This window comes from Acinetobacter bereziniae LMG 1003 = CIP 70.12 (assembly GCF_000368925.1).
In the GTDB taxonomy this organism is placed as follows: domain Bacteria; phylum Pseudomonadota; class Gammaproteobacteria; order Pseudomonadales; family Moraxellaceae; genus Acinetobacter; species Acinetobacter bereziniae.
Genome location: NZ_KB849756.1, coordinates 621,642 through 633,418, shown reverse-complemented (window position 1 = coordinate 633,418; position 11,777 = coordinate 621,642). Strand labels below are relative to the sequence as shown.

Annotated in this window: 9 protein-coding genes and 2 pseudogenes; 4 read left to right on the top strand and 7 right to left on the bottom strand. The window is 36.5% G+C overall.

Translation table 11 applies throughout. From position 1 onward, the window contains the following. From F938_RS24720 to F938_RS12990, 6 genes and pseudogenes are all read right to left on the bottom strand, one after another. Positions 1 to 427, bottom strand: a pseudogene (locus tag F938_RS24720) (transposase); the annotation flags it as partial. Positions 428 to 640: 213 nt separating this feature from the next. After that, the gene (gene gltP / locus F938_RS13010) at positions 641 to 1,930 is read right to left on the bottom strand and encodes a glutamate/aspartate:proton symporter GltP (RefSeq protein WP_004824615.1); all 1,290 of its coding nucleotides are present in this window, start codon (positions 1,928 to 1,930) and stop codon (positions 641 to 643) included. Positions 1,931 to 2,200: 270 nt separating this feature from the next. Further along, on the bottom strand, positions 2,201 to 3,316 hold the full coding sequence (locus F938_RS13005; RefSeq protein ID WP_005032342.1) for an ABC transporter permease: 1,116 nt from the start codon (positions 3,314 to 3,316) through the stop codon (positions 2,201 to 2,203). Further along, entirely contained in the window at positions 3,309 to 4,442 is a 1,134-nt protein-coding gene (locus F938_RS13000) for an ABC transporter permease (RefSeq protein ID WP_005032340.1), read from the bottom strand. Before F938_RS13000 ends, F938_RS13005 begins: the two co-directional genes overlap by 8 nt. 2 nt (positions 4,443 to 4,444) lie before the next feature. Further along, positions 4,445 to 5,677: an HlyD family secretion protein gene (locus F938_RS12995; protein WP_005032338.1), complete on the bottom strand. Its 1,233-nt coding sequence runs from the start codon at positions 5,675 to 5,677 to the stop codon at positions 4,445 to 4,447. A gap of 14 nt (positions 5,678 to 5,691) precedes the next feature. Beyond that, positions 5,692 to 7,197 carry a TolC family protein gene (locus F938_RS12990; RefSeq protein ID WP_005032336.1) on the bottom strand — a complete coding sequence of 502 codons (1,506 nt, stop codon included), beginning with the start codon at positions 7,195 to 7,197 and terminating at the stop codon, positions 5,692 to 5,694. A 186-nt stretch (positions 7,198 to 7,383) separates the two neighbouring features. Here F938_RS12990 and F938_RS12985 point away from each other — a divergent pair, with 186 nt between their 5' ends. The 4 genes and pseudogenes from F938_RS12985 to serC all read left to right on the top strand — a co-directional run bounded on the left by F938_RS12985 (position 7,384) and on the right by serC (position 9,901). Further along, positions 7,384 to 7,794 (top strand): SRPBCC domain-containing protein, encoded by a 411-nt coding sequence (locus F938_RS12985; RefSeq protein WP_005032334.1) that lies wholly within the window; start codon positions 7,384 to 7,386, stop codon positions 7,792 to 7,794. Positions 7,795 to 7,879: 85 nt separating this feature from the next. Continuing rightward, positions 7,880 to 7,966: pseudogene (locus tag F938_RS24185) on the top strand (LysE family translocator); the annotation flags it as partial. Positions 7,967 to 8,184: 218 nt separating this feature from the next. Beyond that, positions 8,185 to 8,676 (top strand): GNAT family N-acetyltransferase, encoded by a 492-nt coding sequence (locus tag F938_RS12980; RefSeq protein ID WP_005032332.1) that lies wholly within the window; start codon positions 8,185 to 8,187, stop codon positions 8,674 to 8,676. A gap of 145 nt (positions 8,677 to 8,821) precedes the next feature. After that, positions 8,822 to 9,901 (top strand): 3-phosphoserine/phosphohydroxythreonine transaminase, encoded by a 1,080-nt coding sequence (gene serC, locus F938_RS12975; protein WP_005032331.1) that lies wholly within the window; start codon positions 8,822 to 8,824, stop codon positions 9,899 to 9,901. A gap of 844 nt (positions 9,902 to 10,745) precedes the next feature. Here serC and F938_RS12970 read toward each other — a convergent pair. After that, positions 10,746 to 11,675, bottom strand: a complete 930-nt coding sequence (locus F938_RS12970) for a hypothetical protein (RefSeq protein WP_010591375.1) — start codon at positions 11,673 to 11,675, stop codon at positions 10,746 to 10,748. Positions 11,676 to 11,777 lie beyond the last annotated feature (102 nt).

Sequence of the window (11,777 nt, the reverse complement as noted above, 5' to 3'; positions counted from 1 at the left end):
AGCTTCAGTAGCCAGTCTGCAATCATCTTATTTTGCTCATCTAATTGAGCTTTATAACGATAACAGGTTTGACTAAGTTGAAAGATGAAGCAAGCTTTACTCACTGAAATCTTGAATTGTTCAACGGCTCGCTGAGCAAGAGATTTACGTTGTACAGGCTTTATAACTTCTTTGACAGTGCATCCTGAAGAATATCTGCTTTAAGACGTTCGTCAGCATACATACGTTTCAGACGAGCATTTTCAGCCTCTAATTCTTTAAGTCGTGTCATCATTGAAATATCCATACCTCCATATTTCGCTTTCCATTTATAAAATGTAGCGGAACTCATACCATGTTCACGGCATAAGTTAGGCACGGGTGTTCCTGATTCAGCTTGTTTTAAAATGCTTATGATTAAGCTGTCTGAATATTTAGATGTTTTCATAAAAAATCTCCTTGAACAGGATTATTCGATTTTCTACTTTTGAGTTCAATTATTTTGAGGGGGGATTACCATATGAATGATCAAAATCTTCTAAGGAGTATATAGGTTATTGAATATCAATGATTGATCGCAAAGTACTTGTATGAATCATTAGACGGTTTGACTATATGCATAAAAAAACCACCCAAAGGTGGTTTTAGTCATCTTAAAAAATTAATGTGTGGCATCAAAATTATAAGATTTTTGTTTTTCAGTATCGAATTTGCCTTCCCATTTACTGATTACAAGAACAGCAAGTGCGTTACCAATTACATTTAATACTGTACGTGCCATATCTAAGATACGGTCAATACCCGCAATAAATGCCAAACCTTCTAGTGGAATACCCACACTGCCCAATGTTGCCAGTAGCACAACGAAAGACACGCCTGGAACACCTGCGATCCCTTTAGAGGTAATCATCAGTGTAAGCACTAAAACAATTTGTTGTGTGATGGTTAAATCAATACCATAAAGTTGAGCAATAAAGATTGCCGCAATACTTTGGTAAAGCGTAGAACCATCTAGGTTAAATGAATAACCAATCGGTACAACGAAACTGGTGATTGACTTAGGCGCACCATAAGCTTCCATTTTTTCCATCATACGAGGTAAAACGGTTTCAGAGCTTGCAGTCGAATAAGCAAGTATCAATTCATCTTTTAAGATTTTGATAATTGTCCAAATACTGAAACCACAGAATTTAGCCACAAAACCAAGCACGATAAAGATAAAGAATAGAATTGCTGCATAAACCAATACTGCCAGTTTAATCAGTGGCAATAAAGAACTGAAACCAAAGTTTGCGACAGTGGCAGCGATCAAGCCGAAAACACCAAACGGTGCAAACATCATGATCATATGCGTTACTTTAAACATGGTTTCAGAAACAGCTTTTAATACATCGATTAAAGGCTGTTTGGTTTCTTTAGATAATGATCCAAGACCGATACCAAAAATCACTGCAAAGAAGATGATTGGCAACATATGCCCATCGCTCATTGCAGCAAAGATATTCGGTGGAATAAGTGAAAGAACGGTATTCACTAAACCATGAGCTTCATGACTGACTTCCTGTGTCGTTTCTTTATATTGAGAAATATCAGAAGTTGTCAGTGTAGACATATCAATGCCTGCGCCTGGCTGGAATACATTCGCAGCAACTAAGCCCACAATGATGGCGACGGTCGTAATAATCTCAAAGTAAACAATGGTTTTTAAACCTAATTTACCGACACTTTTACTGTCACCTGCATTGGCAATCCCTAAAATCAGCATGGAAAGCACAAGTGGGATTACAATCATTTTGATCAGATTAATAAAAATCTTACCCAATGGTTGTAGAAAGTTTGCAACGATGTCATTACGAAGTTCAGGAGAGTTGTGCAAGAATGCACCAACAAGGATACCTAAGAAGAGCGCAATAACAATTTGCCAAGCTAGGCTAATTCTCATTTTCTTCATACTGAGCCCTTAAAATTCAGATTTTGGCGAAAAGAAAACTCTATCAAAAAAATGAAAAAAAAATCCCGCTAAAGTATGTGGGTACTTTAGGGTGGGAGATTCTGAACATTCAGAGTATTTTGAAAATGGTGTATTCTGACGCTATTTGACTCTGTAATACTAATATTTTTATTCAAAATGCGTTCAATTGATTAAAAATAATTCAGTTTGATTAAATTATTCGATTTTATTGTGAAATTTTATTAATTATATAAATTATATTTTACATATTCATTCTATTTGTTTATGTCTTTTGCTGAGTCGGAGATAAGCCCATATCATCAAAATTGCAAACAGCGATCCAAGATAGATCAACTTAGGAATAACGATGAAAGTGGGTACACCCATTTGATTGAGTTGGATAAACAAATTGATGCCTTGTGTGGATGGTAAAATATGAGCAAACGCTTGCATCCAATGCGGCATTGCCGCTAATGGCCAAGCAGCGCCAGATAATAAAAACAAAGGAATTGATGTAAAAACAATAACATGTCCAGCCCGTTCTGAAATATCTAGATAACTTGCTAGAACCATTGCCATTGCAATTACACAGCTAATAAAGATGGGTACTGCAAATAACATTCCCCAAAAGTTTCCACCTCGTGGATAATCATTGAGCCAATAGGTAAAACCAAATAAATAAAAACAACCCAAACAACCGATGGTTAAAGCGGCTAAATAAATCGCAACAAGCTCAGACAGGGTGGCACGCCAGTATTGTTCACGATAACCAGCAAGCAGCATGCATAAACCTAAAACGATGGTCTGGTGGATAATTAATGGTGCAATTGCTGGAAAAATATAACTGCCATATCCAGATAAAGTATTAAATAGTGGAATTTGATGAACAGGAATTGAGGGTTGAAAGTGTGAAATTTTCCCAAACCTTTCTGCATGCTCTGCAATTGTATTTTCAATCGAAGTGGCTAGACCTAAACCAATTTGTTTAGTTTTAAGAAAATAAGCACTACTTAAATATAAACCGATACCGCCTTCTTCGCCCCGTACAACACTATTGGATAAGTTCTCAGGCAACAATAAAATACCATCGGCTTTTTGTTGTTGAACCATTTGTTTAGCATGTTCAAAATTACCCGTAATTTCTGTAATTGCTACATTGGGGCTTTTAGAAACTTCGACAATAATTTCATGACTGAGAAAGCTTTGTTCTTCATCTACAATAATGATCGGTAAGTTTTCTGCTGTTTGGGCTTTATAGGCAGTAGGATAAAAAAAACTATAAAAAAATACTGAGAGTACCATTGTGGTCAATATGGACGAATTTTTCGCTATATTTTTAAAAGTGGCAAAATAGTGTTGAGCGAGTGCTTTAAAGAAATTAATCATATTGCGCCCCTTGAACCACTTTTTTGAGGAGCAAAGTAGAGATTGCACCATATAAAATACAATAAATGGTTAAAATTCCGAGAGGAAGCATCGAGATAAAAATGGGACTGCCCACGACCCATTGTTCAGTTTGTAATTTTGCATAAGGTGTATAAGGAATAATATTGGCCCAAAACTGAGTGAAGATAGGGGCATTATTCAAAGGCAGGGTGACACCTGCAAAACTCAAAGAAGAACCGCCATAGACTGCAATAAAGCCAAAGGTTTTAGATAAATTTTTGGTTGCAAGTACAACTGTGCTACTGATTAGGGCATAAGCTGTATAAAGTAAAAATTGTCCAAGCAAGATCATCCATAAACTTCCAGCAATAAACCAACCTCGAATTTCAACCAGCCAAAACATCCAGACCCATGTCCAAAAACAGAAGATCAATACATAGAGCATATTTTTAGCCAGTAATGCTGTAAAGACAGATCGTCCTTGAACCCATTGCTTAACACTTGCGTATTTCAGTTCTTGACCAACTGCAAAAGCAACGCAACAACAAAGCAAGAGGTGCAAAATTGCTGGAATCATAAAAGGTTCTAGATAGAACTCATAACTCAGATTTGGATTAAATAATGGTGAGATTTTAACATTCGGTGTCGCGATTTCAGCATAAGGAGTTTTGTTTTGATAATAAGAGTGTTGTGCAAAATCACCGATTGCCTCAACTGTTGAGAGTAACATTGCAGATGAAATGCCATTTCCGATACTGAAATAGGACTGGTTAAATGCAATGCTGATTTGCGCATCTTGTGCTTGTACCAATCTTTGTTCAGCACCTACAGGAATATGTACATAACCCCAAATTTTGGTTTGATTCAGTAAATGTTCAACTTGATTTGGGTCATTTGAAACCGTGTAAATCGAAAGTGTGTGGTTATGACTGAGATATTTCTCGATATTACGACTTAACTCACTTTGATCTTGATCAATGATAGCAATCGGTAAATGTTCTGCTTTGCCTGCATAAAACATGCTACTAAATAAAACAATAACAAACAAAGGAGCGAGTGTGACTAAGCATAAATCCCACTTATGTATAAACAGATATCGAAGCTCTCTTCGCATGCTCGCCCACATGTTTATTGATGCTCTTGAAGTTTAAAAATCACACTCATACCAACCTTCAAATCAGGCAATGCTTCAGCAGGCGTCAATTTAATTTTGAAACTACGAATATCATAACCGCCTGTTTGACGTGTGGTTTTAATGGTTGCAAATTCACCTTCTGCATCAATGTTTTTAATGTGAAATGAAACAGTTTTGTTTAATGCAGGTATAAATCCATCGAGTGATTTTGCTTGATAAACCTGTGCATATTGATCTTCTCTAACATTTAAGCTGACCCATTTTTCTTCATCTTGGATAATACTCACCACAGGAACGCCAATTGCAACCAATTCAGATGGTTTGCCATAGGTTTTGGATACAGTGCCATTCACAGGTGAATAGAGTTTGGTTTCTGCTTCTAGCGCATTTGCTTCTGCAACAGCTGCTTTAGCAATCTCAACTTGTGCATCAGCACCTGATTTTTGTTCAGCAGTGCTGCCACGTTTGGCACGCGCATATTGTTGATAGGCAGCTTCACTCATTTGCGTGGCGGATTGGGCAGCAGCAAACATTTCATCACGGCGTTGGCGTGAAATTACGCCCTGAGCAAAAAGAGTGGAACCACGTTGGTAGGTTGCTTTAGCAAGATTTTCTTGTGCCTTTACACTTTGCCAATTGGCATAGAGGGTATCAATATTTTCTTGTTGCGAGCCACGATCAGTTGTGGATTGCAATGCCAAAGCTGATTGTAGGGTGGCAAGAGCCTGCTGTTTTTTTGCTTCAATTTCTGGACTGCTCAGAGTAACTAGAAGTTGACCCTTATTCACTTTTTGTCCATCACTGACAAAGATACCCTCAATTCGACTGGGTACTTTGGTACTGACATGCAGTGTTTCTGCTTCTACACGACCTTGCACATCTACAGTTTTAGGTTGGTAACTTTTCCATAATCCAAATGCAATCAATCCGATAAGAATGATGAGAATAATCAAACCAATTGCAATTACGGTTCTTTTTTTAAAGGCATTTTCCTTGACTGTAGAATGCTGAATTGCTTGTGCTGGATCGTCAGTTGACTGAGATAATGTGGAGTTTTCAGCCTCATTGGTTACACGATCATGCTGTGAGTTTGAGTTGTTCTGATGTTCCTTAACTTGATCTGAGGCTTGGGTATTAGCGATGTTGTCATGCGAACTTTCAGCATTTAACTTAGCGTCTGATGTTGAATCATTATGCGTATTCTGATGGTTATTTTCTTGTGTCATTTTTAGCTCCATCTTCAACGAATAAAATCGGTGTTGGTTTGATTAACATAGTCTTTGAACTGAGAAATTGAGCCATGACTTTGCAGTAGGGTCGCCAAAGCCATTACATATTTATAAGCATTGAGTGCTTTTTCAGTTTTTAATACACTCAATTGATTCTGTGCATCAATCACTTGGCTCGCTGTCCCCATATCTTCTTTAAATGACAATTGCTGAATACGGAGATTTTCGAGCGCAGCTTGTTCATTTTGTTGTAAAAGTTGATTGGATTGTTGGGCTGTACTTAACTCACTATAAGATTTGTAAATAATATTCTCAATCTCTTGTTGGGTACGTGCAGTCATCAATTCAGTCGCATATCGCTGCAATTCAGCAGCTTGTACATTTTTATTTTTATCAATGCCTGAGAATAAGTTGTAACGGGCAGCAACTCCTACAATCCAGTTTTGATTGTGATCTAAACTATATTCCCCAAAAGCAAATAACGTAGGTTTTTTGGTTGCACTTTGAATTTTGACATTTTGATTGGCCAACTGTGTATCCATCTGCATCTTTCGAACTAGACTTGATGTTTCAGGATAAGAATCAAGCAATTGATTTAGGGATTGGCTTTGTTGACGATTGACAAAAAGTGGGGTTGTTAGTTGGTCTATACTGGATTTATTGAGTAAATTTTTTAGTTGAAACTGACTGGATTGTAAATTCGCCGTGGCATTTTGTTCAGTTCGCAAGGCATTATTTCGTGCAACCTCAAATTGCATACGCTGTCCTTTGCTGACAAAACCCTGTTTCTCCAGTTTGAGGGCATTGTCATAGTGTTGTTGCATTGCTTTAAGGTTGAAACGGCTGGCATCTGCAAGTTGTTGTTGTAATTGCACATTAAAATAAGCCTGTATCACTTCAAAACGTTGCGTATCTTGTTGCTGTTTAGCGTCCAACTGACTACGTTCAGCTTTTAAATTTGCAATTTGTTTGGTGCTGGATGTAACACCACCAGTATAAATTGGCATCATTACTGAAACTGTTGGGCGAACAACTTCATCTTCTAACACAACGTTTGCTGTATCTGGAATTAAACCAATACCACTATGAATGCCTTGTGTTAATCCCTGTTTTAAAGGATCCGTGATCGTGGAAGGAATATTTTGTTCTGATTGCCATTGATCAACACGTTCATTGACACCTTGCGATAAGGTTTGTTCGAGATTATTTTTCACACCGTTTAATGGAAGGTCTGTTTCAGTATGAAATTTATAAGCACGGACATTCAAGTCTACACGTGGTAAACCAATATTTTTTACAGCCTCAGCTTGAAGTTTTGATGCTCGATTTAAAGCGTCACTGGCTTGAGTTGTATAAGAATTTTCAAGTAAATATTGTTCTGCTTGGCTGTAGCTTAAATTCTCAGCAAAACTCATTTGCCCCAAGATCAGGCTGTAAAAAACATATCCGAAAGTTGAAAGTTGAAGTGTTTTGGATAATGCTTTTCTATTTTTAAGGTGTTGTGATTTGATCAGCATAATCTTTTGCATCTGACTAAATTTAAAAACTATTTTACATGGAAAAGGCTGGAGTAAATAATCTAAATAGCCCTAAGAATATGTGTAGTTTTGTAGTTTTATACAGTATATAGGATTGATTAAATTATAATCGCTGGGGCGATATTTAAATAACAATCGAATCGAAAAACAATTATGGAGAAGAAAATGTCAAAAATTATCGTGGAATCTTTAGTTAAGGCACCCATAGATGTGGTATGGCGTATTTATAATAACCCTCAGGATATAGAGCAGTGGAATACAGCTTCACCTGATTGGCATACGGTAAATTCGAAAAATGATCTGCGCATCGGTGGCGAGTTTTCAAATCGTATGGAAGCTAAGGATGGCAGTATGGGCTTTGATTTTGCTGGCACTTATACAGAGATTATTCCAAATGAAAAAATTGCATACTCATTTGGAGAGCGCCAAGCTGAAATTACCTTTACTCAACAGGACCAAGCTATATTGGTTCGCATAAGCTTTGATCCTGAAACTGTATATCCTGTTGAACAACAGCGTGCAGGCTGGCAAGCCATATTAGATAATTTTGCGCGCTATGTGGAAAACGAAAATTAGCGCTGTACAAACGTATAATACAAAATATTTTAAAGTACTTAACTTAATGATCTGAAAATATTTTAGATCGAAGTTGGGTACTATTTTGGAAATCTTATTGTATACCTTGAGTGTGATGTATAGCCCTGGTCCAGTCAATTTTATTGGGTTAAATTCAGGATTAACTGGCAAAATTTCTTATTTCGTGTCTAGTATCAGTTAAAAAACACGTGTAGTCGCAAACATAGACGAATTATCAACAGACTCTAGTAGTAATTGATTGAATTATAGATTATAAACTTAAAATACACGGCAATTTTGACCAATAAGTCTACTACAAGCCAAGACGGTTTATGGCTATATCCATCTACTTGATTGCAAACCAACAATATCTCTAAAGAACCCAAATATATGATCAGTTCAACAAGATTATGTTTAAAACCGTTTACTTCTGATGACGCTGATGAGTGTTATGCCTGCATTACGCCGACATTGACAAAGTATATGTCCTGGGACCCACCTCAAGATCGAAATGCTTTCGAAAATATTTGGCAGACATGGTTAATCACCATTCAAGATGAGTCAGATTGGGTTTTTGTCATTCGAGATCAATTGAATGATGAATTTTTGGGTTTGGTTGGTTTTCATCAAGCAAAGCAGCCTAGACCTGAGTTAGGTATCTGGATTAGAGAAGATCGCCATGGTTTTGCTTATGGAAAAGAAGCCGTGACAGCAATTGCCGATTGGGCTTCAAGACATTTTAATTTTGAAGCTTTCATTTATCCTGTTGCAATTGAAAACTATGCAAGCTGTCGTATCGCTGAATCTTTAAATGGAACGCCAATCTATTGTTCGCAACAACCAAAATATAAATCAGTGACCTACTTGATCCCTAAAATTTAAACAATATTCAAATTTTGTTATTGAAAACTTAGCTCTAAATATGCAATTACATTGAAATATTGACTGATAAAGCTACTGCAAGAAAAGGCGATTTGTGGTTAAATGCGCCTATTTCATTCGTTTCACTTTATAAAAGGGAAAAATCATGCGCGCGTACAATTTCTGTGCTGGTCCTGCTGCATTACCTACTGCCGTTTTAGAAAAAGCTCAAGCTGAGTTATTGGATTGGCATGGTAAAGGCTTATCCATCATGGAAATGAGCCACCGTAGTAAAGACTATGTGGCTGTCGCTGAAAAAGCAGAAGCAGACTTACGTAAATTGATGAATATCCCTGAGAACTACAAAGTACTGTTCTTACAAGGTGGCGCATCACTTCAGTTCTCTGCAATTCCACTTAATTTATTGGGCAAAAACTCAAAAGCCGATTATATCCATACCGGGATTTGGTCTGAAAAGGCTACTCAAGAAGCGCAACGTTATGGTGATATTCATATTGTTGAGGCGGGTACAACAATTGAGGGGAAATTAGCCATCTCTGAGCAAAGTACATGGGATTTGTCTGATGATGCTGCTTATGTTCATTATGCCGACAATGAAACGATTGGTGGGATTCAATTTGCCAATATTCCTGAAACCAATAAACCTTTAGTTTCAGATCTATCATCAAGTATTTTATCTGCGCCACTGGATGTTTCAAAGTTTGGTTTGATTTATGCTGGTGCGCAAAAAAATATTGGTCCTGCTGGTTTAACTTTGGTGATTGTTCGTGATGACTTGTTGGATCAAGCAAAACCTGAAATTCCAAGTTTACTGAAATACGGTGCACAAGCTAAAAATGATTCTATGGTCAATACGCCTGCGACCTATGCATGGTATTTGTCTGGTCTTGTGTTTGAGTGGTTGCTTGAACAGGGTGGTGTAGATGCAATGCATAAAACCAACCTTGAAAAATCTAAATTGCTTTATGGTTATATTGATTCAAGCGATTTTTATAACAATCCAATCGCAGTTCAGAACCGTTCGATCATGAATGTACCTTTTACCTTGGCTGATGCTGCACTCGATAAATTGTTCCTGAAAGAGGCAGAAGAAAATCATTTATTAAATCTTGCAGGTCACCGTTCAGTAGGTGGAATGCGTGCAAGTATTTATAATGCTGTACCTTTAGAAGGTGTACAGGCATTAGTCAACTTTATGGATGATTTCGCTCAACGTAATGGCTAATAGGCTGTTCTGAATAAAAACATGCCATCTTTTAGAGAAAGCAAGGGCGAAGATTAAAGCGAATAAAAATCCCTCTGATCATCATCAAGAGGGATTTTTTATGTAAATAGATCATGTTGCGCATTAAGTCGTTGGAAAGATGCCTAATATATGGATCAATATTGCAGCTAAAAACATACCCAGAACAAAAAAGCAACATGCTCCTTTATCCAAACGTAAGTGAAAACCACTAACTTGATTGATTAGACTAGTCGATTGTTCAGGTATAATTTTCATTACTGAGCCTAGATTTTAAATTATTGTTAAATCCTACTGGTTCGTCGTATTTTTAACATAATTGACTGGTTAAATAAAGCGCTAAATCTAATTATTATAATTTTTGAGAAATTATTATCTCTAAAAAAATATAAACAGTATGAATTTAAAATATGGGTTTTGTGGATGGTTTGTGGATAACTTTAGCTGTTTCAAAATTTTATCGGAAAAAATACGCAGAAATGCATGCTAAACGAGCCTAGCCTATACACAAATCAATGATATTTAATAAATTAATTTTTAGGGCTAAATGTTTGTTTTTAAATTTATTTATAAATTCATAAATCTCTACTTTGAGAAACATAGGGATCATTTGATTATTAAAATAATTCCTTATATTGCTTAATTTATTAACAAACAAATTGGGGGAGATTAATTCATTTTGAATTTAAATTGTGGATAAGTCGTTATTTTGAATTCAAAACAAGAAAAATTTAACAGCAAAAATTCAATATATCAAAAATGTTACAAAACGTGTAATAAAAAAGCATGATGGACCTTCATCATGCTTTTTTAATGCTATACAAGTTTATGCAGCAGAATAAATATTGGCTTGAATCCAAATATTGCCACGAATGTATTGACCAATTTCGAAATTTTTATAAGCAGGGTCTTTGGTTGCAATTCGAACAAGAATCGCAGGTTGATTTTCTTCAAGAATCAAGGTCACATCGTAAAGTGTGTAATCTTGTTGCATAAACTGCATTTGGGTCTTTCCAACGACTTTGCCTTGGAACCATGCTTCATCTTCTTGTCCGAGTGTTTCACCGTACAGATATGCCACCATTTTTGAAAAATCAACGGTTACAGGAGCTTTATCGTCCTCAGATTTGGGTTCCCATGCATCGATTTGCTCTTGCAAGTTTTCTGGAGCAACACCATTGTTTTGTGAAAGAATATCATTCAATGCACGATGATGTTTGATTGAAGCAGGATCATCAACAATGATTTGTTCATGATCAGAAACTTTCTCTAGTTCATATGCCCATGCATTTAATTGAACTCTATATTGCTGATCTTGTAGGTATTGATGACTGTTGACACTGTATAAACTATCAAAGGCGTAGACCACACTGTTAGTTCCAACTTTTAAACTCAGTACTGCTTGAGTATTGGTTTTACAGGTGATAATACGATCAATAGAAGCATTTAATTGATATGGGCTTTCAAAACTAGGAAATGCGGTTTTGACGGCTTTAGGCTTATTATTTTCAACATCGATGACTTGGCATAATTGCACAGCAGAGCCATTTGGACCTTGAATCAGCCAAGTTGATACATCCATATCGCACTCTTGTGAACATAGACCCATCGGCATAACAGGCGCATCTAAAGCAAGACCTAACCATTTGGGCACTTCTGTTGTTGGATTCTCAGTTAAAAGATTCCAATGTTCGACATGGCTACCAAAATTTTGATCTTCGATGATAATTGTTTCAGGTCTGTTTTGATTGTTCATTTTCACGTATTAAATGCCTCTCTTATTCTATTAAATCGAGGATGATGTATAAATTTCAAGTCACGAAATGTAAAATCATAAGAAAAACCAGAAGATTAAAGC

Bases quoted from the DNA above. Each gene is read 5' to 3' on its own strand.
- gltP (WP_004824615.1), bottom strand. From the start codon at position 1,930: ATGAAGAAAATGAGAATTAGCCTAGCTTGGCAAATTGTTATTGCGCTC.
- F938_RS13005 (WP_005032342.1), bottom strand. From the start codon at position 3,316: ATGATTAATTTCTTTAAAGCACTCGCTCAACACTATTTTGCCACTTTT.
- F938_RS13000 (WP_005032340.1), bottom strand. From the start codon at position 4,442: ATGTGGGCGAGCATGCGAAGAGAGCTTCGATATCTGTTTATACATAAG.
- F938_RS12995 (WP_005032338.1), bottom strand. From the start codon at position 5,677: ATGACACAAGAAAATAACCATCAGAATACGCATAATGATTCAACATCA.
- F938_RS12990 (WP_005032336.1), bottom strand. From the start codon at position 7,197: ATGCTGATCAAATCACAACACCTTAAAAATAGAAAAGCATTATCCAAA.
- F938_RS12985 (WP_005032334.1), top strand. From the start codon at position 7,384: ATGTCAAAAATTATCGTGGAATCTTTAGTTAAGGCACCCATAGATGTG.
- F938_RS12980 (WP_005032332.1), top strand. From the start codon at position 8,185: ATGATCAGTTCAACAAGATTATGTTTAAAACCGTTTACTTCTGATGAC.
- serC (WP_005032331.1), top strand. From the start codon at position 8,822: ATGCGCGCGTACAATTTCTGTGCTGGTCCTGCTGCATTACCTACTGCC.
- F938_RS12970 (WP_010591375.1), bottom strand. From the start codon at position 11,675: ATGAACAATCAAAACAGACCTGAAACAATTATCATCGAAGATCAAAAT.